The 20,925-nt window shown below is 62.3% G+C and carries 20 protein-coding genes, 1 tRNA gene and 1 pseudogene; 10 read left to right on the forward strand and 12 right to left on the reverse strand.

From position 1 onward, the window contains the following. Nucleotides 1–50: 50 nt before the first annotated feature. A complete protein-coding gene (locus K289_RS0107420) occupies nt 51–1,391 on the reverse strand; it encodes an ABC transporter substrate-binding protein (protein ID WP_027550922.1) in 1,341 nt (446 codons plus the stop codon). 516 nt (nt 1,392–1,907) lie between these two features. On the opposite strand from K289_RS0107420, the gene K289_RS0107425 reads away from it, so the two are divergent. Together K289_RS0107425 and K289_RS0107430 are read left to right on the forward strand one after the other, a co-directional pair. Next, on the forward strand, nt 1,908–2,705 hold the full coding sequence (locus tag K289_RS0107425; protein WP_027550923.1) for a Spy/CpxP family protein refolding chaperone: 798 nt from the start codon (nt 1,908–1,910) through the stop codon (nt 2,703–2,705). 110 nt (nt 2,706–2,815) lie between these two features. Further along, nucleotides 2,816–3,193: a response regulator gene (locus tag K289_RS0107430; RefSeq protein ID WP_027550924.1), complete on the forward strand. Its 378-nt coding sequence runs from the start codon at nt 2,816–2,818 to the stop codon at nt 3,191–3,193. A 294-nt stretch (nt 3,194–3,487) separates the two neighbouring features. Here K289_RS0107430 and K289_RS51435 read toward each other — a convergent pair whose 3' ends face one another. The 3 genes from K289_RS51435 to glk all read right to left on the reverse strand — a co-directional run bounded on the left by K289_RS51435 (nt 3,488) and on the right by glk (nt 5,130). Next, on the reverse strand, nt 3,488–3,643 hold the full coding sequence (locus tag K289_RS51435; RefSeq protein WP_198024668.1) for a hypothetical protein: 156 nt from the start codon (nt 3,641–3,643) through the stop codon (nt 3,488–3,490). Nucleotides 3,644–3,790: 147 nt separating this feature from the next. Continuing rightward, nucleotides 3,791–3,994: a hypothetical protein gene (locus tag K289_RS0107440; protein ID WP_027550925.1), complete on the reverse strand. Its 204-nt coding sequence runs from the start codon at nt 3,992–3,994 to the stop codon at nt 3,791–3,793. A gap of 161 nt (nt 3,995–4,155) precedes the next feature. Beyond that, nucleotides 4,156–5,130 (reverse strand): glucokinase, encoded by a 975-nt coding sequence (gene glk / locus K289_RS0107445; RefSeq protein ID WP_027550926.1) that lies wholly within the window; start codon nt 5,128–5,130, stop codon nt 4,156–4,158. Nucleotides 5,131–5,399: 269 nt separating this feature from the next. On the opposite strand from glk, the gene pncA reads away from it, so the two are divergent. From pncA to ilvD, 4 genes are all read left to right on the forward strand, one after another. Beyond that, nucleotides 5,400–6,026, forward strand: coding sequence for a bifunctional nicotinamidase/pyrazinamidase (gene pncA / locus K289_RS0107450; protein WP_035684069.1), 627 nt, complete (start codon nt 5,400–5,402; stop codon nt 6,024–6,026). A 16-nt stretch (nt 6,027–6,042) separates the two neighbouring features. Continuing rightward, the gene (locus K289_RS0107455; RefSeq protein ID WP_027550928.1) at nt 6,043–7,164 is read left to right on the forward strand and encodes an alpha/beta fold hydrolase; all 1,122 of its coding nucleotides are present in this window, start codon (nt 6,043–6,045) and stop codon (nt 7,162–7,164) included. A gap of 145 nt (nt 7,165–7,309) precedes the next feature. Next, nucleotides 7,310–9,343 (forward strand): NAD(+) synthase, encoded by a 2,034-nt coding sequence (locus K289_RS0107460; protein WP_027550929.1) that lies wholly within the window; start codon nt 7,310–7,312, stop codon nt 9,341–9,343. A gap of 568 nt (nt 9,344–9,911) precedes the next feature. Next, on the forward strand, nt 9,912–11,762 hold the full coding sequence (ilvD, locus tag K289_RS0107470) for a dihydroxy-acid dehydratase (RefSeq protein ID WP_027550931.1): 1,851 nt from the start codon (nt 9,912–9,914) through the stop codon (nt 11,760–11,762). Nucleotides 11,763–11,917: 155 nt separating this feature from the next. On the opposite strand, the gene K289_RS50245 is transcribed toward ilvD, so the two are convergent. Further along, nucleotides 11,918–12,097, reverse strand: coding sequence for a hypothetical protein (locus K289_RS50245; RefSeq protein WP_027550932.1), 180 nt, complete (start codon nt 12,095–12,097; stop codon nt 11,918–11,920). A 946-nt stretch (nt 12,098–13,043) separates the two neighbouring features. On the opposite strand from K289_RS50245, the gene K289_RS0107480 reads away from it, so the two are divergent. After that, a tRNA-Ser gene (locus K289_RS0107480) sits at nt 13,044–13,133 on the forward strand. Between the two features lie 998 nt (nt 13,134–14,131). Then, nucleotides 14,132–14,434 (forward strand): hypothetical protein, encoded by a 303-nt coding sequence (locus K289_RS0107485; protein WP_027550933.1) that lies wholly within the window; start codon nt 14,132–14,134, stop codon nt 14,432–14,434. Between the two features lie 169 nt (nt 14,435–14,603). Here K289_RS0107485 and K289_RS44015 read toward each other — a convergent pair whose 3' ends face one another. Next, nucleotides 14,604–15,134 (reverse strand): hypothetical protein, encoded by a 531-nt coding sequence (locus tag K289_RS44015; RefSeq protein WP_051310512.1) that lies wholly within the window; start codon nt 15,132–15,134, stop codon nt 14,604–14,606. 110 nt (nt 15,135–15,244) lie between these two features. Further along, nucleotides 15,245–15,430, reverse strand: a pseudogene (locus K289_RS53025) (SOS response-associated peptidase); the annotation flags it as partial. A gap of 573 nt (nt 15,431–16,003) precedes the next feature. Between K289_RS53025 and K289_RS51440 the strand changes: the two are divergent. Then, a complete protein-coding gene (locus K289_RS51440; protein WP_198024669.1) occupies nt 16,004–16,168 on the forward strand; it encodes a hypothetical protein in 165 nt (54 codons plus the stop codon). A 307-nt stretch (nt 16,169–16,475) separates the two neighbouring features. Here the strand turns inward: K289_RS51440 and K289_RS51445 are convergent, their stop codons facing one another. The 5 genes from K289_RS51445 to K289_RS0107525 form a co-directional block, all read right to left on the reverse strand. Then, nucleotides 16,476–16,652: a hypothetical protein gene (locus tag K289_RS51445; protein ID WP_198024670.1), complete on the reverse strand. Its 177-nt coding sequence runs from the start codon at nt 16,650–16,652 to the stop codon at nt 16,476–16,478. A 219-nt stretch (nt 16,653–16,871) separates the two neighbouring features. Next, the gene (locus K289_RS50250) at nt 16,872–17,036 is read right to left on the reverse strand and encodes a hypothetical protein (protein ID WP_156917841.1); all 165 of its coding nucleotides are present in this window, start codon (nt 17,034–17,036) and stop codon (nt 16,872–16,874) included. A gap of 117 nt (nt 17,037–17,153) precedes the next feature. After that, nucleotides 17,154–17,348 (reverse strand): hypothetical protein, encoded by a 195-nt coding sequence (locus K289_RS0107515; RefSeq protein ID WP_347336763.1) that lies wholly within the window; start codon nt 17,346–17,348, stop codon nt 17,154–17,156. Nucleotides 17,349–17,411: 63 nt separating this feature from the next. Next, nucleotides 17,412–17,588: a hypothetical protein gene (locus tag K289_RS50255; protein ID WP_156917842.1), complete on the reverse strand. Its 177-nt coding sequence runs from the start codon at nt 17,586–17,588 to the stop codon at nt 17,412–17,414. A 593-nt stretch (nt 17,589–18,181) separates the two neighbouring features. Further along, nucleotides 18,182–19,837 (reverse strand): alkaline phosphatase family protein, encoded by a 1,656-nt coding sequence (locus K289_RS0107525; RefSeq protein WP_035684080.1) that lies wholly within the window; start codon nt 19,835–19,837, stop codon nt 18,182–18,184. A gap of 278 nt (nt 19,838–20,115) precedes the next feature. On the opposite strand from K289_RS0107525, the gene K289_RS0107530 reads away from it, so the two are divergent. After that, nucleotides 20,116–20,694 carry a DUF2939 domain-containing protein gene (locus K289_RS0107530; RefSeq protein ID WP_027550937.1) on the forward strand — a complete coding sequence of 193 codons (579 nt, stop codon included), beginning with the start codon at nt 20,116–20,118 and terminating at the stop codon, nt 20,692–20,694. Nucleotides 20,695–20,925 lie beyond the last annotated feature (231 nt).

Here is a 20,925-nt window from a genome sequence, read left to right on the forward strand (position 1 = left end):
GATGAGGGCGGCTCACGCAAATGGCGTCAACCGCCCAGGCACACCCCGGCTCAGCTCCGCATGAAGCCCTCGCACTCGCCCTCGGCCCAGGCGAGCGCCTGCTCCATCGTCTCGCCCCGCGCAAAACGCAGCGCCATCTTGGTCAGCGTCGCCTGGAAGTAGATCTGCTGCGCGATCTTGGGCGGCGCCGGCGACGCTGCGATTGACAGCGTCTGATGGTTGTAGGGATTCGGGTAGTGATAGAGCGTTCCCTTCGGCGGCCCTTCTTCCGCCCACGTCTTCAACGTGGTGAAGTTCGCGTAGGCCGGCAGATCATAGCCGCCGCTCACCGCAACGAACTTCTCGATCGACGCCGGCGCGGACAGGTGAACGAGCAGGCTCTTGGCTGCCTCCTTGTTCTTGCCGAAGCTCCAGACACCCCAGAAATAGGGCAGGTACGGTGCAAACCGGCCCTTCGGACCGGCAGGGAAGCCGTGCGTCCAGCACTGCTCGGCGACCTGCGGCGCATCGCGCTTGGCGACCGCCCAGGCGCTCGGCGGATTCAGGATCATCGCGCCACGGCCGGAGATCAGCCACTTGTTGTTCGAGGCGTCGTCCCAGGACGGTGCGTCTGGCGGCAGGACCGCGATCAGCTTCTTGTAGAATTCCATCGCCTGGCGAACCGAGTCGGTCTTCACCGTGATGTCGCCCTTGGCGTTGACGAGCTCGGCGCCGAACGACTGGAAGATCGCGCCCGCGGTATCGACACTGTCGGTGGTCTCGCCGAGACCAATACCGAACGCAAAGCCGGCCTTCTGGCAGGCCTCGGCCGCCTTCAGGAACGTCTCCATTGTCCAGTTGTCCGCCTTGGGCGGGCTGCCGGCCGGGTACATCTCCTGCACGTCGATGCCGGCATGCTTCTTCATCAGATCGATGCGAGAGCAGGGGCCCTTGATTTGGCTGCCGGGCGTTGCGGGCACTGCGAGCCATTTGCCGCCTGACTGTCCGAGATATTTGACGGTGCCGTTCACCTCACCGTTCTGCTTGATCAGCGGCTCCATGACGTCGTTGAGCGGCTCGAGATTCTCGGAATAGGCCTGCGGCCACCAGCTCGGCATCTGAAGAATGTCATGACCGGACTTGGCCTGGGCTTCGGCCGCGGCGGTCAGCTCGATCTTCTTGTTGTTGCTGGTGATGTAGTCGATGGAGACCTCGACCTTTTCCTTCGCGGCCCATTCGTTGACGAGGTCGGTGGAGGCCTTGTTGGCGCCGGGCACCCAGTGGTCCCAGAAGCCGATCGAGAGCTTGCCGGCGGCATAGGCTCCGCGCACATAGGGCGCTGTGATCAGCGCCGCGGAGGACATCGCAGTGGCAGCTACAAATTGGCGTCGCGTCAGTTTCTTGCGTGACATCTCGTTTCCTCGCTTGGGTATTTATTGTTGGAGTTTCCTCTTCGTGCCTTGTCTGAGTTTCTTGTTTTGAGTTTCTTGTTTTGATTTTTCTTTTTTGGTCCGTCGCCCCAAAGATTCATCACTCAAGGCGCGGACGTTGGTAGCGCGATCAGACCATGATTGTTTGCATCTGTCGAGAAACCCGAAGGGATCATTGTCTAGAACTAACGTTGTGTCCCGCGCGATGGCCACACCCGCGCGAGCTCGCGCGTCGGAATGAAGCGCCTCGGTTGATTTTGCGACGCACACTGCGGATGAAGCCGGCCGACAATGATCCGTGCGCAATTACGCCGCAGTTCCGGATAAGCCTCTATAACCGCTTCGCGTGAAAGGCTTTTCGGACGTGGACAGGAAATGCCTGCGTCTGGACCTTGGCGCGGTGACAACGATAGAGTTCCGCCCGGCAGATGCCTGCCATCCTCAACGCCAAAGCCAATTCAGCCAAGCCAAGATCAAGCCAAGATGATGGAGACCAGAATGATCACCCCAGCGCCGCAAGCGCGGCTTCGCCTGCGAGGTTGGTTCGCGCTCGGGTCCGTGCTCGCGTTGCTGCTCGGCGCGGCCGCGGTCGCGAATGCACAAGGTTTGGTCAAAGGCGTTCAGGACGGCGCCGCGGCCGGCAACAAGGCGGCGGGTCCCGTCGGCGGCGTGCTGGGCGGTGCGATCGGCGGCGTGGTCGGCGTCTTCACCGGCGTGCTTGGCGTCGGTAACAACAACAGCAATCAGGCGCCGGCAGCCAAGGACGCTAACAAGGACGCCAAGCAACCGGGTGCCGGCAAGGACAAGGATGCCAAGGACGCGAAGAGCGCCAAGGCAGGCAAGAGCGCCAAGGCAACCAAGGAAGCCAAGAACGCGCCCCAGGACAACAAGCAGGACAATAAAGATGTCGCCGTTCTCACCCAGAACGGCGCGCCGCAACTCACCGCCGAACAGATCGTCGCCAACAGCGACGCCTATATCGAGCGGATCAAGACCGAATTGAACCTCACCCCCGACCAGGAGAAGCATTGGTACGGCTTCTCCAGCGCCATGCACTACCTCGGGCATAATGGTGCAGAGCGGCTCAACCTGCGGATTGCGCGCGCCAAGCGGGATCCGCCTGACGACATCGTCGAGCAGATGCGCAACGAGGCGCAATTCCTGATCGACCGCGCCTCCGACCAGCGCAATGTCGCCGACGCCGCCGAACCACTCTACTCGAGCCTCGATGACAAGCAGAAGGAAGTCTTCATCCAGGAGATGGTGCGCCTGAGCCATGAGCGCGGGCTGGATTGATCAACTTGAATCGGATCGGGCGCGCCCGAATTAACGGCGCGTGCCACGAATTCGTGAATCCTCCCGCAACCTCGGTTATGATTAGCTTCGTGTGATGCTGCGGGGTTGACATGGCTGGCAGACTCTCCGTTTTCCTGGTTGAAGACGAGGCGTTGATCCGGATGATGATCGCCGACATGGTGGAGGAGCTTGGCCACCACGTCGTCGCGGAGGCGGACAACGTCCGGGATGCCAGCGCCTTTGCCATGACGGCGCAGTACGATTTCGCCATCCTCGACATCAATCTCATGGGTGTCTACGTCGACCCGGTCGCCGATCTGATCGAGCGGCGCGGCAAGCCGTTTCTGTTCGCGACGGGCTACGGGCCGGAATTGCTGCCCTCGTTGCTCCGGCGCAGACCGATCCTGCGCAAGCCGATCTCCATCGACCAGCTCAAGGCGATGATCGACTCGCTGTTTCCGGAAGGGGCCGCCAAGGTCCCGCACTGACCGCGCCTGATCCGCGCGGGCGGCGAATAGCCGGGCAGCCTTGCCCTGGGGTAGGTGAAAGGCGCGGTGCCCGGCTATCCTGCCGCAGCGGCGCGGCCCGCTGAATTCGTCATTGGAACTTGAAGAAAAGCGGACCGATTCGCGCCCGACTCATGGCAGTCTCGCGGCCATGTCGGGAACCCGCACCGCCGCGACCGGTAACGGCGGGTGTTAGGTAGGTCAGTGCTTCTGCCATAGCGCAACAAGAAGGCCGCCCCGAGGGGCGGCCGTTTGAGCTCGAAAGCTCGGGTCGTGTTACATCAGGCCTGCACTGAGATCGATGCCCTGCGCCATGAGGTTGAACGAGGCGAGGAGACCCGCGCAGCAGAACAGGACGACGGCCTTGAAGGAGTAATCGCCCGACCGCGTTTCGACGCCGGCCGGAATGGCGGCAAGTGAAATCATGCTCATGTTCATTCCCCCCCTGTGGTTGCCCCTGAATTGGATCAGGTGGGGAGAACTTCTAGAGCAAAAAGTTTTATGCGGGATTGCGAAGGATCCTTAATGGAATCGCAATCGATCGTCCGCTTGCGCGAGCGACGCCAAGGTCAGCAAGTCTCAGTTGCGGCCGGCTCTGAGCACCGTGGCGATGGTTTGCGCGGTCATCGCGGCGCGGTCCGAGGCACGCTGCGCAGCCAGCCGATCCCTGGCCTTCTCCTCGATCAACAGCTCGATCAGGGCGAGGCGCTTGTCCTCGTCGTCCGCTTCGCACAGCAAACGGTGATACCGATGGTAGTCGAAGCCCAAATCCTGTTTGGGCAGGTCCTGCTTACGCATGTCGCGCCCCGCACACACGCCACGTACGGTTGAATTGTTTCTCAGTGGAAACGCACAGGCAAGCGCGATGCTGCTGGGAAGGCAGTATCCGAGACAATGATCTGTGAATTACTCGCTGCCAAGCCGCAGCATCGGCACGGTGCGGCTCAATCGACGTTGTGATCGGCAAACATCTTGAGCCCGACGAAGCTCGCATCGGGCTTTATGACGAGCCAGCTTGGGATGTTGTGCAGGTAGTCCTGGAAGCGGCCCTTGGCCTCGAAGCGCGCCCGGAACGCGGACGCCGCGAGGAACTCGGGAAAACGCGGCGCGATACCGCCGGCGACGTAGACGCCGCCGCGGGCCCCGAAGGTCACCGCGAGATTGCCGGCGACCGAGCCGAGGATGGCGCAAAACATCTCCAGCGTGGCGCGGCTAATGCCGCAACTGCCGTCAAGCGCCGCCTTGGTGATGTCAGCCGCGTTGCGCTTCGGCGCCTCGGCGCCGTCGACCTCGGCGACCGCCTCGTAGAGGTTTTGCAAGCCGGAGCCGGACAGCGCGCCACGTTCGATCGAGACATGGCCAAAGCGCTGGCGCATGCATGCGATCACGCGCTCCTCGCGCTCATTCTCCGCCGGCAGGGTTGCATGTCCCGCCTCCGTGACGACTGCCAGCCGCACGCCGTGGCGCTCGACCAGGCAGGAGACGCCAAAGCCGGTCCCGGGCCCGATCACCAGCAACGGCTCTCCGGCGAGGCCGCCTTGGCCGCCGAGTGGGATCAGGTCGGCCGGCTGCAAGGCGGGCAGGGACCAGGCCACCACCTCGAAATCGTTGAGCACGTGCACGCTGTCGAAGCCGAGTGCCGGTTGCAGCTCATTGCCGTCGATGACCCATGGACTGTTGGTCATGACGCAACGATTATTGGTCACGGGACCTGCCACGGCCAGCACGGCCCTTTTGGGCTGCTCGCCACTGGACCGTCGTGCGAGGACGTCGCTGATGGCCTCCCGGACGGTCGGGAAGTCGGCGACCTTCACATAGTCGATCGCTCCGATCTGATCGCCCCGGCTCAGCGCGAAGCGCGCGTTGGTGCCGCCGATATCGGCGAGAAGAATTGTTTGTCCTGTCTTGCCGATACTCATGGCGATGCGGCTGCCGCGGCCTTGCCGGCTACGGGAACCTTTGCCTCCGTTGCTTCAATCCGCAATTTGGCGGAGGGTGAGAATCCGCCGTCGAGCGTGGGTAGTCAACACGAACGAGGCCAAACCGTTGCACCCGCGGAAGGATCGAGCAAATCATTCCCGCGACATGGACGCGCGCGGCCAATGAGGCGGTTGCGAACCGGCGAGGGAAGATCGACATTGGGGGAGATCGGCGCCCGTCACGCCGGACGCACGCGAATGAGGCCACGATGAAGATCTCCGACCGCGACGTGCTGCTCGTGATCGACGTGCAGAACGACTTCTGCACCGGCGGGGCGCTTGCCGTTCCCGGCGGCGAGAAGGTTGTCCCCGCCATCAATCGCATCGCCCAAAGATTCGACAATGTCGTGCTGACCCAGGACTGGCATCCACGCGATCACGTGTCCTTTGCGCCGAACCACGCGGGCAGGCAACCCTTTCAGACGATCGAGCTCGACTACGGCACCCAGGTGCTCTGGCCCTCCCATTGCGTGCAGGGCACTGCCGGCGCCCAATTCCATCGCGATCTGGACGTCACCCGGGCCAGCCTCGTGGTGCGCAAGGGGTTCCGCCGCGGCATCGATTCCTATTCGGCGCTGTTCGAGAATGACCACAGGACGCCGACGGGGCTACTCGGATATTTGCGCGAACGAGAGCTGCAGACGGTCTTCGTCGCAGGGCTCGCGCTGGATTTCTGCGTGCGCTTTTCGGCGGAGGATGCCCGCAAGGCGGGTCTTCAGGTTGTGGTCATCGAGGATGCCTGCCGCGGCATCGATCTCGACGGCTCGGTCGCCGCGACCCATCAGAGTTTTCGCGAGCTCGGCATTTCCGTGGTCAGCCTCGAGGCGTTCTTATGACGGTGATGGACTAGTCGTGGCGGAGAAAACCGGCAAACAGCCGACCGGATCGGCGCATGTCCCTGATGATCCCTTGCTTTGGCCGTTCGCGGCGGCACGGCTCGCCATGGACGCCTGCTTGTGGTGGCTCGAGCGCGAGCCGGTGGAGCAGGGCGACGACAGCGGCCTGCCGTGGACCACGCCAAACACTGTTGCGCTGGAGCTGCCCACCATGCGCCTGCGCCGTTGCGGCAGCGGGACACGATCCGGCCAGCCGGCCCTGGTCTGCGCGCCCTATGCGCTGCATCGGGCGCTGATCGCCGACTTCGCGCCGGGCCACAGCGTCGTGGAGGCCCTTCAGCATGGGGGCATCGATCGGGTCTATCTCACCGATTGGCGCTCGGCATCATCGGAGATGCGCTATTTCTCGATCGACAGCTATCTCGGCGATCTCAATGTCGCCGTTGACGAGATCGGCGCGCCCGTCGATCTCATCGGCCTGTGCCAGGGCGGCTGGCTGTCGCTGATCTATGCGGCGCGCTTTCCCGCCAAGGTACGGCGGCTGGTGCTGGTCGGCGCGCCGGTCGACCTCTCGATCGACTCCGCGCTGTCGCGGCTCACCCGCAACGCGCCGGAGATGATCTACGACCAGCTCGTGGCCCGCGGCGGCGGCAATGTCAGTGGCGAGGAGATGCTGAGATTCTGGTCGAAGGCGCCGAGCCCCGACGACATCGCGGCGGCGTTGCAGAAGGACCTCTCCGATGAGGAAGGCGCGGCGCTGCGTGAGCGCTTCGACCGTTGGAACGCCGAGACGCTCAATCTGCCCGGCACCTACTATCTCCAGATCGTCAACTGGATCTTCCGCGAGAACCGGATCGCGGCGGGCACTTTCACGGCGCTCGGCCGCGAGATTCATCTCAAGGACGTCAAGGTGCCGGTCTTCCTGCTGGCCGGTCTCGACGACGAGGTGGTGCCGGCAACGCAGGCGCTGGCCATCGCCCATCTCATCGGAACGCCGCCGGCCTTCGTCGCGGCGGCCTCCGAGCCCAGCAATCACCTCGGTCTGTTCATGGGGGCGCGGACCCATGCCCATGCCTGGCCGCGGATCGCAAAGTGGTTGCGGGACGATCTGACCGGTGTGCTGGCGCGCAGCGCCTGATCCGGCCGAAGGGCGGGCGGAAGTGCAAATCCGTTATGCATGACGGCGAATGGTCTGCACGGGCCTATGTCGATGAGCTAAATATGGCCTGAGATCGCGCGGCCGGACCACGCCTCCCGATCTAAGAAGGAATTAAGGGTACGCGATGAGCTTCCACTCGATCTACGCCCACGGATTTGCCCGCGTGGCGGCCTGCGTGACCACCTCCCATGTGGCCGATCCCTCGGCCAACGCGAAGGCCATCGTGACGGCGGCGAAGGCCTGTCACGCGCAGTCGGTGGCCGTTGCCGTGTTTCCCGAGCTGTGCCTGTCCGGCTATGCGATCGAGGACCTCGTCAAGCAGGATCCGCTGCTCGATGCTGTCGAGCGCGGGCTCGCCACGATCGTCGAGGCATCGGCGGCCCTGATGCCTGTCCTGATCGTCGGCGCGCCGCTGCGCTTTGGCGCACGGATCTACAATTGCGCCGTCGTCATACATCGCGGCGGTATCCTCGGCGTCGTGCCGAAGACTTATCTGCCGACTTATCGCGAGTTCTATGAAGGACGGCATTTCGCCTCCGGCGCCGGCATCGTCGGCGAAGCGATTGCAATCGGCGGGCTCCGCGCGCCCTTTGGCGTCGATCTCCTGTTCGCGGCGGAGGACGTTCCCGGCCTCAGCATCGGCGTCGAGATCTGCGAGGACATGTGGATCCCGGTGACGCCGGCCTCGGAGCTCGCGCTTGCGGGGGCCAGCGTGCTGATCAATCTGTCGGGCAGCCCGATCACGATCGGCCGGGCCCGTTCGCGCGCGCTGCTCTGTCAATCGACCTCCGCGCGCTGCCTCGCGGCTTATGTCTATGCCGCGGCCGGGGCAGGGGAATCGACCACTGATCTCGCCTGGGACGGCCAGACCTCGATCTACGAGAACGGCGTGCTGCTGGCCGAGGGCGAGCGGTTCCGGCAGGATGGCCAGATCACGCTCGCCGACGTCGACCTCGACCTGCTGCGGCAGGAACGCGCGCTGATGGGAACGTTTGACGACAATCGTCGCCAGCGCGAGGGCTTTTTCCGCAAGATCGCCTTCGCCTTGAATCCGCCGGCCGCGGACATCGGCTTCCTGCGCAAGGTCGAGCGTTTTCCGTTCGTGCCGAGCGACGAGAGCCTGCTCGAGCAGGATTGCTACGAGGCCTACAACATCCAGGTCGCCGGACTCGTGCAGCGCATGCGCGCGACCGGCACCAAGCGCGTCGTGATCGGCGTCTCGGGCGGCCTCGATTCCACCCACGCGCTGATCGTCGCCGCCAAGGCGGTCGACCTGCTCGGCCTGCCCCGCAGCAACATCCTCGCCTACACCATGCCGGGCTTTGCCACCGGCAGCGAGAGCAAGACCAATGCGCTGGCGCTGATGAAGGCGTTGCAGGCGAGCTCGCAGGAGCTCGACATCCGCACCACGGCAACGCAGATGCTGAAGGACATCGGCCATCCCTTCGGCAAAGGCGAGGCGGTCTACGACATCACCTTCGAGAATGTGCAGGCGGGACTGCGCACCGACTATCTGTTCCGCCTTGCCAACCATAACGGCGGTATCGTCATCGGCACCGGTGATCTCTCCGAGCTTGCGCTCGGCTGGTGCACCTATGGCGTCGGTGACCAGATGGCGCATTACAATGTCAATGCCGGGGTGCCGAAGACGCTGATTCAGCATCTGATCCGCTGGGTGATCGCGTCGAAGCAGTTCAGCGACGACGTGAACAAGACGCTTGCATCGATCCTCTCGGCCGAGATCTCGCCCGAGCTGGTGCCGGTCAAGCCGGGCGAGAAGCCGCAGAGCACGGAAGCTTCCGTCGGGCCCTATGAGCTGCAGGATTTCAACCTGTTCTACACGCTGCGTTTCGGCATGCGGCCGTCCAAGATCGCCTTCCTGGCGCTGCATGCCTGGAAGGACGTCGCCAAGGGCGAGTGGCCTCCGGCATTCCCCAGCGATCGGCGCAGGGCCTATGACCTTGCGGAGATACGGCGCTGGCTCGAGGTGTTCCTGCGGCGCTTCTTCGCCTTCAGCCAGTTCAAGCGCTCGGCCATGCCGAACGGGCCAAAGGTCTCGGCCGGCGGCTCGTTGTCCCCGCGCGGCGACTGGCGTGCGCCGTCGGATTCGAGCGCTGCGGCCTGGCTTGAGGATCTCGCACGGAACGTGCCGAACTGAAAAGGGCAAGACGACTAAAATAAGTCGACGTACAAGGCGGCCCAAACGAGATCGCGCCGCACGGCTCATAAAGCCGGCGGCGCGACGCTGCGTTCAATCTAGAAGATACGAGGTCCGGAGTGCCTAGGAGTCCGGACCTCGTAATCTTGCCCCAGCCTTCAAATCCCCGCCCCATGCGGCCCCCCAGCCCCATGTCGCGCGATCAGAGGGTGATGCCCTTGTGGCCGCCGATCGATGTGCGCGATGTACGTGAAGTCTCGATAGGATTCCATTCCGGATCACTACGGACACGAATACCGTTGCGCTCGCGGCTCATCATGTGCATCCGCATCTTGCAACTGAGGCATCCGAACGTTCAGGCGTGCATCCTCGTCCTCATCATGGCGCTCGCGACGTTCGGCTTCGAGGCTGCGCTCGGAGCAGGGGAGGCCTGCGCAAGGCTGCTTCCGCCCGGTCCGGGCCAAGTTCTCATTGCACCCCGTGGCCCCGTGCGCTATCCGGCCGGAAAGGCCTGAGGCGGCTCCCAAATTTCCCCCGCCCGGTCCACCCAACGAGGACGGAAACCGCCATGCCAGCCTATCGCTCCCGCACCACCACCCACGGCCGCAACATGGCAGGCGCCCGCGGCCTCTGGCGCGCGACGGGCATGAAGGACGCCGATTTCGGCAAGCCGATTATCGCTGTCGTCAACTCCTTCACTCAGTTCGTTCCCGGCCACGTCCACCTCAAGGATCTCGGCCAGCTCGTGGCGCGCGAGATCGAGCAGGCCGGCGGCGTCGCGAAAGAGTTCAACACCATCGCGGTCGATGACGGCATCGCCATGGGCCATGACGGCATGCTCTACAGCCTGCCGTCGCGCGAGCTGATCGCCGACAGCGTCGAGTACATGGCGAATGCGCATTGCGCCGACGGCCTCGTCTGCATCTCCAACTGCGACAAGATCACGCCCGGCATGCTGATGGCGGCGCTGCGCCTCAATATTCCCGCCGTGTTCGTCTCGGGCGGGCCGATGGAGGCCGGCAAGGTCAAGCTGCAGGGCAAGACCAAGGCCGTCGACCTGATCGACGCCATGGTCGCTGCGGCCGACGCCAAGGTCAGCGACGACGACGTCAAGGTGATCGAGCGCTCGGCGTGCCCGACCTGCGGCTCCTGCTCGGGCATGTTCACGGCGAATTCGATGAACTGCCTGACCGAGGCGCTTGGCCTCGCGCTGCCCGGCAACGGCTCCGTGGTCGCAACCCATGCCGACCGCAAGCGGCTGTTCGTCGAGGCCGGCCACACCATCGTCGATCTCGTCCGCCGCTACTACGAGCAGGACGACGCCTCCGTGCTGCCGCGCAATGTCGCGAACTTCAAGGCGTTCGAGAACGCGATGACGCTGGACATCGCCATGGGCGGCTCGACCAACACCGTGCTGCATCTGCTCGCCGCCGCGCATGAAGGGCAGGTCGAGTTCACCATGCGCGACATCGACCGCCTGTCGCGCCGCGTGCCCGTGCTGTGCAAGGTCGCGCCGTCCGTTGCCGACGTCCATGTCGAGGACGTGCACCGCGCCGGCGGCATCATGGGCATTCTCGGCGAGCTCGATCGTGCCGGGCTGATCGACACCTCGGTTTCGACCGTGCATGCGCCGACGATGGCGGACGCGCTGGAGCGCTGGGACGTCAAGCGCTCCAAGAGCGAGGCGGTGCGCACCTTCTATCGCGCTTCGCCCGGCGGCATCCCGACCCAGGTCGCCTTCAGCCAGGAGCGCCGCTACGACGAGCTCGACACCGATCGCGAGAAGGGCGTGGTGCGCGATCTCGAGCACGCCTTCAGCAAGGACGGCGGCCTCGCCGTGCTGTACGGCAACCTCGCGCAGGACGGCTGCATCGTGAAGACCGCCGGTGTCGATGCCTCGATCCTGAAATTCTCCGGCCCCGCGCGCGTGTTCGAGAGCCAGGACGCCGCGGTGGAAGGCATTTTGGGCGGCAAGGTCGTTGCCGGCGAGATCGTGGTCATCATCTATGAGGGCCCGCGCGGCGGCCCCGGCATGCAGGAGATGCTGTATCCGACGAGCTATTTGAAATCGATGGGCCTTGGCAAAGCCTGCGCGCTCGTCACCGACGGCCGTTTCTCCGGCGGCTCGTCCGGCCTGTCGATCGGCCATCTGTCGCCGGAAGCGGCTGAAGGCGGCAACATTGGTCTGGTGCGTACCGGTGACCGCATCGCGATCGACATTCCGAACCGCAGCATCAGCCTGGAGATCTCCGACGAGGAGCTTGCCAAGCGCCGTGCGGCGGAAGAGGCGAAGGGCGATGCCGCCTGGCAGCCAACGAACCGCAAGCGCAACGTCTCGACCGCGCTGCAGGCTTATGCGGCGCTCACCACCAGCGCCGCGCGCGGCGCGGTGCGCGAGGTGAAGCGGCGCGGCAAGTAAGCCACGCGCCAGCGCGTCGAGATGGTCTCGCCGGGCTATTCCTACTATGCGCCGGCGGCGATGGGCTGCGCCTCCTGCGGCTACTGACCCCAACGCAACGATCAAGGTTTCACGCGGCGCTCGTCTCGGGCGCCGCGTTTTCTTTTGCTCGGATGCTAGTCTGCTTTAGCCTCATAGGCGCGGATCAGGGCGAGATTCTTCAGCACGCGCTCCGCCGCTGACTCCTGTTCGGCATCGTCCTCGCCGTCCCGACAGGAGAGGCGGCCCGCCTCGTGGTCGGCGAGGTCCTGGCGATCGTTGTCTACCACCCAACGAAGGCGACCGATGGATTTCATCGAAATCTCCACCGCAATAGCGGTGGCCCGGCACACTGCCCCCGCCGAAACGCATGCCGGGCCTAGCCAGTCCGCCCGCTGGTCGAATCTGACCGGCTGGCGTCGATCTTGGGGCAAAATTGTGACTCTGAAAATTGCTCGGCTGCAACACTCGATAGCTTTCTGCGGGCAGCAGCCTGCTACGGAATGGTGCCATGCATTGGCCGCCAACAGGCCAGAATCGCAACTGCAATTAAGCGCGTCTCGGATGCGGTCGGTTTTCGTGCTGGTTCGATCGAAGTCCGTGACTCCCGCTCCATCGCTAATCAGCCCCCAGCCCCAGCGATGGAGCGGGGCAGGAATTCGGAAGCCGTCACAACCACGGAAACTCTCTGCCGGGTTTGCCCCGCCGCCCCGGGGAGGAGCGTCAGCGTGTCAGAAACCGCAGCCCCCTTGGCAACGCGGCCCCGTGCAGCGACCTCGATGAATCCAAGCGACGATTCCGACCGATGGCAATCACGCTCCACGTCGCCGGGCTCCGTCGTTGCGCACCGCACGCTGGTCGCAGGATCGCACCGTGATGGTCGCGCCGCCAAGCGTCCAGTACGAGTGCGCCCCGCCGCAATACGCCATGCGCCAGCGGTACTATGCCCCGGTGCAGATGGGCTGCGCCTCCTGCGGCTACAGGCGTCAACGCAGCGATCACAGGGTTCGCGCGGCGTTCATATGGGCGCCGCGTTTTCTTTGCAGAGATAATAAGCGAGGCCCGGACGTGGAGGGGACTCCAGCCGGGCCTCGCAACCGGCAACGCCCTGGGCGGTGTCACCGATGCCGCCCAAGCTAGCGGACCACGCTGACGCTCGCCTGACAGGTCCGTTTCCGGTGAAGGGCCCGGTCTCGGGTGAGGGCACCAACTTCGCGTTGCCTTGCGCGCTCGCCTGCGTTAAGCGACAGCCATTCCGGGCTTGGAAGGGTGGCCGAGTGGTTTAAGGCACCGGTCTTGAAAACCGGCGTGCCCGCAAGGGTACCGTGGGTTCGAATCCCACCCCTTCCGCCACTAGATGTTCTCCTCCGTTCGTCGTCGTTCGGACTCCACAGCAAAATCAGTAACTTGCGCCGGAAAGCTGTACTTCGCAGCTCGTCGGTGTTCTTCCTGATCGGGTCCCATCGCTCGCAAATTCCAGGCACGCGCGGAGAATGTCGCAAGGCAGAGCTCCGTCTTCGACGTACGATTGAGGGCGCGGGAATTGTTGGCAATGCGCGTCCGTTTGAAGCTGCCTGTGTCGAAGCAAAGCCCAACGGACCGTCGGCAAAAAATTGAGCTGCGACGGCCAGCCGGCTGCCCCACGGGGTTCACCGGCGGTCTGATCGCGCACCCATTGACGTCAGCACGCGGAGCACTTGTTCGGCTCGCTCCTTTGTCAGATTGGCCGCCACATCTGTCCCAATCATTGCTGGACCCTTGAGTTCTCGATCGTAAACCATCCACCCCTTTCCACCGATCCGAATAAGAAATCTGCTCTGCGACGGCACTTGGTCAGTCAATAGTGAACGCTGCCCTGGTCTGCACTTCAACAACCAACAGGGAGAGGCATCCATCTTCGACGCTGCATTTGCATATGTGAATCCGATCGGGAGAACTCGGCATGTTCCGGGACGGAACATCATCCCCAATGTGCTGAAACGAACAGAACGGCTTTGATCTGCGAGTAAGCTCGCCATCGCTTGGCTTCCCCAAGTTGTCCAAGCACCTCCAAGCGGCCCCGGCCCTCCCACACCCCTTAAACCCCATGGCCGGGGCCGACTTTGCGCGGCGCGTTCAGCGGTGAGCTTCATCGATAACCCGTCGTAGGAATCATCGGCTTATTCCAATTGAAGTCCGGCCGAATCCGCGCCGCGGCCAGGCCGCACGCGGTGCAGCCTTCAGCACGGGAACGCGTCGCGGACCGCAACAAGCGCTAGCTTCACCATCGTGTGATGTGACGAATTGCACCGAACAGCGTCGGGGTTGTTCAAAGCGTCGAGGTTTTTTGTTCAATCAAGGGAGGACGAAAAATGAAGACAGCGATCGTCACACTTGCTGCCACCATCCTCATCGCCGCTGCTCCGGCCGTGCTTGCCAAGAATCTACCAAGCAAAGCACCGCACCAGCACCAGGTCTCCAAGAAGCACCCTGCGAGTATTTACGGCTACGCTCCGTGGCGTGTGATGCGCGCCAACGGCATGATGACGGGCTATCCAGGAGCCTTTGGCGGCTACGCACCCGGCAGCGGCCCCAAAGACTATACCATCGAAAATTCCAGAAATGCTGGCGGCGGTGGTGGAGGCGGCGGCGGTGGCGGTGGTTCTGGAATGTAAGTAGCCAAGCTCCTATGGTGCCAAGGAAAGGTCGAGGGCCCGATCCGGGCAGCGCGACCGGCATGTGAAAGGTGACCCGAAACGCAACCAGCGGTGCAACGGCCAAGTCAACGGGGTGTCGAGCACGTTGAGCGTTGCGCGACACCCTGAGGGTGCCGACCTGCGTCGTCTACACCGGCGCTCGGTCTTCCTTGCTTGCTGCGCCCACCTCGAGCACGCTGCTTGGCAGCGTCCTCCGCCAAACGGTTTCCAGTGGGATCTGCGTGAAGGCGGTCAGCCTTCGCCACCAAGGCGGCCTTACTGTCGAGAGCGCCCCCTCAAGGCGGGCGGCTTTTTCTCGGGCAGTCGCAGTTTCAATGTTGGCTTTGAGCAGTTCGGCCAACAGCTTGTTGGTGCGGCCACACTCTCTCTCGAAGTCCGCCCGGTTACCTCCGGCTATGGCCTTCAGCTCAAGGAGGTCCGCCTGCAACGTCGCAATGTGCTCCTTTAGGGCGGTCACCAGGTGGTCACCGCCCGGGCTCTGGGATGCGCGCGCGTTCGGGGAATGACTGATTTCTGTAAGATCGACTTGAACCAGCGTCTTGCCATCGTTGGAGCGGGAGCGCGGCAAACGGTGCCGCTTGACGAGCGCTCTTGCGGCCTCTGGGGAAATTTTGAGCCTGTCGCCGAGTTCGGCGTACGTGAGCATCTCGACGGGCATGATGATTCCTCCCGCTTGACCGGACGGTCACCACCCGGACACTGGCAAAGTAGCGATCACAGGTTAAGAGTTGGTTTACTATGGTCGGCCAGGTCCTGGCTCAGCACGACTTAGGGTGAGCAAGAGATGTCTTCCTTCGATGCACCCCGAGCAACGACTTTCAGGGTGTCGTCGGGCAGGGGCCGCGGCAGCATTTTCGCCTAGTCCCACAGTGTGCGCATTTAAACGTCGCGCCCCACGTCGGTGGTGAGGATGATCGGCATGGCCTTCAGGTGGATTGGCTCGACCATGGCGTTCGCTCAGCGCTCAGAAGACGTGAGAGCCCCCTTTGCGTCGCTCAGCTTCCGCATGTAGTAGCCTTGCCTTTGAACAGCCGACTTGATCTCGTCACTAACTTTGAGAACCTTCTTCTTGGATTTGCGCCATCGCCCCGACTTGTGTGGGGGTATAGGAAGTCCCTTGCTAACGACGAGCAAGTCCCGTCTTTCGTTTAAATAAACGTCAAACATGTGCCACCCCGAGCCAATTCAACGGGTATCATTTCGGTGCAAAAGCGCGGTTACAAAATCGCAACGCTGGGCTGGTTTTTTTCGCCGCTTCATCGCAGCACTGTCGCTCTGACAATAACACCTGGCTTTCTGCCCGCATCCTGTGAATAGCGGGGAAGACTCTCGGTGTTCATCCAATATGGCGCGTTCTTCTGCTTGTATGTTGTTCGGATGTCACACGTACACACCAACAGATTTCCGCATCGCGTCGCGGTGAGCGCCTCATGGCTTGCGCCCCAGCCAAGGGAACAAGCTGTGGATTAAAGGCCAGTTGAACCCACTAGGCGCGGTTGATGGAACCAGACGCCGTGGGAGTCAACGATGCCGATTAACGACCTGATAGACAGACTGATCGAAGAACACCGGGGCGACGTTCTCGGGGCCTTGCAGGTGCTCCTTTTGCTCAACGAGCGTCTCGAAGCCGAACTGCAATACTTCTATGAACAATCCGACATCGCTCCGCCGCATCGAGGCACGCTGCACTAGACTATTGTTGGCAGCAGTAAGGCCCAATCACCTCGTCCGCCGCGCCGTTGGTTGATGCTTGATGCGAGCGCTGCGGAAAGCGGCGGTTGGTTGCCAACGTAGCGGGTGATCACGCGGACCAGGTTGATGATCGCGGCTTGATTGGTCGGATGCTGTAGAGATGGCACATCGGCGACGGCTACGACCGGAATAGCGCGAAGTAGATCACGTACAGCCAGCCCAGGATGCCAGCCGTCATTGACCGATCCCAACTGCCGCATCTGTCACGGGCTTGGCTGGGTGAAAGTCGCGTTAGGTGATCTTCTGCCTACGCGGCGATATTGAACGATGCAATCAGAGCGCGCACGTCGTTTGCCAAATCACGATAGTGCTGGCCCGCACGCAGATACAATTCGCGATTACTTCCATCCACTCGTTTGGCGATCAACTCGCATTCGGCAGCGAGGTTTTCGAAACGCTCGAGCTTGGCTTGGAAGCCGGTCATTGGCGCCCCCAACTCTTTACTAATAAGGGAAGCGGACGATATTCGCCGGATTAGGTCAGAACGAACATTGTTATTGAATATAATCAAGGCGGGTTGAGACTCGCGCCCGGACCGGACAGGGTCGAGGGAGTACCTGCGCCCGCAGACGCGCCCAGGGTGAACTTTGGGGGACGCTCACGAACTGTGGCCCGCGACGTCGGCCAGGATGGCTCCGCGCCATCATTTTTTGAGGATCAACCCCATCTCTCGCGCCATCTGCTTTACTGAGCCGGTATGCCGGCGAAGAACTGCGGCAATTTTCGCCGCGCCGAACCGCCGGCGTATCATCACCGACAATCTCTTGCGTTCGATGTCGGTCCATTCCTTCGGCTTCGATGATCTCATGCCGACCAGACCAGTGATGCCCGCCGTGCGCTATCGGCTTGCATGAAGAAGCCCCTCCGGCCCGCGCGTGCGCATAGAGAAACCGGACGGCCACAGAATCGGCGGGTTCCCTTCGGGCTAGCTGCCTCGGCTGGAAATGCCGAGGTTGTCGCAGGTCAACGCGAAGGCGTCTTTCGCTTTGGCGTCCTCGAAGCAAAAGCACATGCCGATGTCGGCGCGGTCTATATGCCAGTCCACTTTGTTTTCTTTGGCGATGCGAGAGGCTTCCCCGCGCAGGAGATCCAGTTGTCTTCCCGCAGCAAAAACGATCAAGCAATTTTCCTTTGACATTATGGTCGTTCTCCAATCGCAATCAGACGTTATGAAAAATGAAAACTAGATTCCGTCGCTGGTGTGTGGCGCTGCTTCTCCATCGGGATCTCTGTCGCGATAGAGATAATCGCCGAGGTAGTAAATTCCGACAAACGTGAAGAGCCCAAGCGCGGCAAGCACATACTTGCCCCAGTCGGACATGTTGAACGCTGCAGCGTCCCGCATCAAATCAGAGAGCATCGATTGTCCCATCGATCCCCGGCAGCCCAGCTTGAGAGGTTATAGATGGGGCGACAATTGAGCTATGCGGTTTGTGCCACTTTTTCCTGACTGGGAGAATATGGGTGGTGGCTAGCGATCTTTCTTCGGGAACCGCCGGCCTCCACGGTACGGCGGATGCCGTTATTAGGACACCAAAAATATGAATTTAGGACACTTGCGATTCACATATGAGTTCGCGGGAACCAAGGACATTGGGAAAACTCAAAAGCCCCGGGCGGGCTGAGCCATTTCACTTCGGAATTATTGAACCCAGGAAGGGCCGCTGAGGCCGGGTCAGCGGGCTCCTGTTCTTGGGATCAGGAACGGGCGCTCCACGCCGCCGTTCACCAAGCAGGACCTTGAGTAGTCTTCCTCAAGTGTTTCCTCCCTGACTTGGACCCCAGCCCAACGACAAAGCCGTCCCCACCACGTACGAAAGATGTCGGCTTGCGGGCGAGTAGCAACTCATATTGCACGCGTCAAATGCTGAAAGCGACTGCCCCGACACGCAACGCGCGCCGGGACAGCCTTCCTGCTCTGAACAGAGCAGACGTCGAGACGATCCTGCGGCTTCAGTTTTTCAGGACCTGGACACCTTCTTCGCGAACAGCTTGAAGGCTGCGCGGGTCGAGGTCGAGCGCATGGAGGATGGTCGGCGCGATCTGTGTGGTGAAGGTGGTGTCCTCGACGATCTTCGCGTGCTTGATGCGAGGCGAGGAGACCACCAGCAGCACGTTACGATCGTCGTCGGAAAAGCCGCCATGCTCGGCAAGCTTGCTGCCGCCAGTGCAGATGACGCCATGATCGGTGATCGCGAGGAAGTCCGGCACTCGACTGTTGTGGAACGGATCTGCGTAGAGCTTGGACAGTTCGTCGCGGTCGAGCAATTTCTGGATATGCAGATCGGCGGCGTGAGAGAGAATGTAGGCCTTGGCATCTGCATGGTAGGGATTCCCGGTCGCCGGATTGGTCGCCTGCTGCATTTGCGGCGACAACCAGACCAGCGCCCCGTCGTCACAGATCTCGAAGCCGTTGGCACCGAAACCGGGCGCGTTGCTATACAGCGCGTCAGAGATCGCCACGCGGTCCTTGACGTTGATCGGCGACTGCCCATGTTTGGCGCTGACGATGATCAGGGTCGATTCGTAGAGGTTCTGCGCCTTGAGCTCGTTGACGAACTTGCCGAGCGCGTCGTCCACGAACTGGAATTGCAGCGTGAGCGCATTGCCGGGCGTCGCCTGGGCGTCGGCGTAGCCGCCGACGAGGGATTTGTCGGCATCCGCGTGGCCTGCTTTGGCGAGCTTCTGGCCAACGCTGACCGCCTGGAAGTTCATGCCGAAGATCGCGGGGACCGGTTGATGTTGAGTTCGCGCGCCGTCATAGCCGTCAATCCAGTTCAATACCGCCTGCACTTTCAGCGAGTCGTAACTGCGAACGCCGGTATAGCTCTTGGTGTAGTCGTCGCCAGGCTTGGCGCCGGCGTCGAGCGTGTCCTGCGAATTGATCTCCGGCGCATAGAGTTCGTCGAGGCCCTTGCCCGACGGGCCCGCCAGATCCTCGTAGGCAGGATGCTTATCTGACCAAGCGGTGCCCATTCCAGCCGCCTTGATGACTTCGAAGATCGTGTTGGTACGAACGTATTCGTGCGGATAGACCGGGACGCACTGGCCGTTGACCAGCTTGCGCTGCATGTGGTCCGGATCGAGCTGCGTGTAAACCTGACCGAGCGTGCCGCCGGCGGTGTAATCGGCCACCAGCCCGCTGTCGTAATCGAAGCTCTTGTCGAGCGCTTCGAAGTTGGTGATCTCGGCGCCAGCCGCACCCGTGCAACCCGGATCCGCGAGATTCTGGCTGGTGTAGAATGCCTTGGAGGGATACGCGGCGCGGTCATAGCTGTCGTCATAGAACAGGCCACCGCCCTTCGGCGTGGCGCCGGTAACCTGTGCGAGCATGCCGGGATAGCTGTCCGACGGAGCGGTGGTAAAAGCGTTCGGATAGACGACGCCATGATTGGTGAGCTGGGCGAAATTGCCGCCAGGGCGGCTTTCGACCCAACGCTTCAGATCGATGGCATGCATGCCGTCGACGCTGATCAGCAATACATGCTTGTAGCCGTGTCGCTGCGAATGCCCACTGTCATCGTCCGCTCGCGCGACGGTGATGCCGCCGGCGAGCATCGCTGCCGCGACCGCGGCAGTTGACAAGAAATAGTCGCGAAAACCACGCATGAGTTCGCCCCTCGCTGCATTTGATGAGATGAGAATTGCCTTCGTCGAAGCTGCGGCAATCTGTCGCCGTCAGTTGACGTCGCGATGACATTTTTCTTGCGGTTACCTTTTTTTCCCGAAAATCGGGGAGGGCAGGCTCTTATGATATCCATCGTGCGCGTCGCTCGATGAGTCGCGCGATCGGGCTCATGAGCTTGTTTGGCGACTGCTAACGACTCCGTCCCCGGCTTTGGAAATCCGGGCTTGGAACAAAGGTCGGCGGGCTCGATTGCATTTCCATGAAATGGATCGTCGGCACCCTTGCTGTCGTCCTGACCATTCTTTTGGTCTATGCCGGATCGGCTTTAATCTCCATCTTGGGTCTCGTGTCAGCCGTTCGGAACGGTGACGTTGCTCAAATCATGACGCGGACCGACTTGCCGCGCGTCCGCCATTCTCTCGTCGAGCAGTTGAACACCGCCTACCTCGAACGGCTCGAGCAAAAACGCCCGCTGCGACCGATCGAGCGGATGGCGATTACCTCGCTTGGCACAACGATCGCCGACGATTTTACCACGAAGCTCGTCACGCCAGAGAATCTGTCGGTGCTGCTGCGCAGCGGGACCGTCCGCAACGCCGCAGAGAATATCAGTTTTGGGACGATGTCATCGCTAGCTGATCTGGACGCGTCAAACATCTTCGTCCTCCTCGGACGGATTCGTCCGATCAAGCCCGACGAATTTGCGCTTGGGTTCGGTCGGGGCGAAAACGCCGGCAGTATCAGCATGCATTTCGAGTGGACGGGCTGGAAGCTATCGGGCGTTGGCCTGCCGCAGCGAATCGTAGCCAACATGGTCGATCGGCTGCCGACGCGTTGATCCACATCGTTGAAGGTCAATCATCCCCCTTGCGCAAACGCTCCTTGCCGCAGCATTTGGATGGATTTTTACAATGATAGCGTGATGGTTGGGCGCTCCTGGCTTGGCGCGCCCGCAGGGTATCGTGTTGCGTCCCCTTTTTCGGCACTAAGCACCTGATATTCTGATGACTCTGGCTCACCACGCAGGTCAGCCCGGGCGCGCCTATGGAACCTTGCCGCCACCTCCGCG

It is taken from the genome of Bradyrhizobium sp. Cp5.3 (genome assembly GCF_000426265.1).
GTDB classification, from domain to species: domain Bacteria; phylum Pseudomonadota; class Alphaproteobacteria; order Rhizobiales; family Xanthobacteraceae; genus Bradyrhizobium; species Bradyrhizobium neotropicale.

What these genes read in the sequence shown, in the direction of transcription:
- K289_RS0107420 (WP_027550922.1), bottom strand. Translation starts at nt 1,391, where the DNA reads ATGTCACGCAAGAAACTGACGCGACGCCAATTTGTAGCTGCCACTGCG.
- K289_RS0107425 (WP_027550923.1), top strand. Translation starts at nt 1,908, where the DNA reads ATGATCACCCCAGCGCCGCAAGCGCGGCTTCGCCTGCGAGGTTGGTTC.
- K289_RS0107430 (WP_027550924.1), top strand. Translation starts at nt 2,816, where the DNA reads ATGGCTGGCAGACTCTCCGTTTTCCTGGTTGAAGACGAGGCGTTGATC.
- K289_RS51435 (WP_198024668.1), bottom strand. Translation starts at nt 3,643, where the DNA reads ATGAGCATGATTTCACTTGCCGCCATTCCGGCCGGCGTCGAAACGCGG.
- glk (WP_027550926.1), bottom strand. Translation starts at nt 5,130, where the DNA reads ATGAGTATCGGCAAGACAGGACAAACAATTCTTCTCGCCGATATCGGC.
- pncA (WP_035684069.1), top strand. Translation starts at nt 5,400, where the DNA reads ATGAAGATCTCCGACCGCGACGTGCTGCTCGTGATCGACGTGCAGAAC.
- K289_RS0107460 (WP_027550929.1), top strand. Translation starts at nt 7,310, where the DNA reads ATGAGCTTCCACTCGATCTACGCCCACGGATTTGCCCGCGTGGCGGCC.
- ilvD (WP_027550931.1), top strand. Translation starts at nt 9,912, where the DNA reads ATGCCAGCCTATCGCTCCCGCACCACCACCCACGGCCGCAACATGGCA.
- K289_RS50245 (WP_027550932.1), bottom strand. Translation starts at nt 12,097, where the DNA reads ATGAAATCCATCGGTCGCCTTCGTTGGGTGGTAGACAACGATCGCCAG.
- K289_RS0107485 (WP_027550933.1), top strand. Translation starts at nt 14,132, where the DNA reads ATGAAGACAGCGATCGTCACACTTGCTGCCACCATCCTCATCGCCGCT.
- K289_RS44015 (WP_051310512.1), bottom strand. Translation starts at nt 15,134, where the DNA reads ATGCCCGTCGAGATGCTCACGTACGCCGAACTCGGCGACAGGCTCAAA.
- K289_RS51440 (WP_198024669.1), top strand. Translation starts at nt 16,004, where the DNA reads ATGCCGATTAACGACCTGATAGACAGACTGATCGAAGAACACCGGGGC.
- K289_RS51445 (WP_198024670.1), bottom strand. Translation starts at nt 16,652, where the DNA reads ATGACCGGCTTCCAAGCCAAGCTCGAGCGTTTCGAAAACCTCGCTGCC.
- K289_RS50250 (WP_156917841.1), bottom strand. Translation starts at nt 17,036, where the DNA reads ATGAGATCATCGAAGCCGAAGGAATGGACCGACATCGAACGCAAGAGA.
- K289_RS50255 (WP_156917842.1), bottom strand. Translation starts at nt 17,588, where the DNA reads ATGCTCTCTGATTTGATGCGGGACGCTGCAGCGTTCAACATGTCCGAC.
- K289_RS0107525 (WP_035684080.1), bottom strand. Translation starts at nt 19,837, where the DNA reads ATGCGTGGTTTTCGCGACTATTTCTTGTCAACTGCCGCGGTCGCGGCA.
- K289_RS0107530 (WP_027550937.1), top strand. Translation starts at nt 20,116, where the DNA reads ATGAAATGGATCGTCGGCACCCTTGCTGTCGTCCTGACCATTCTTTTG.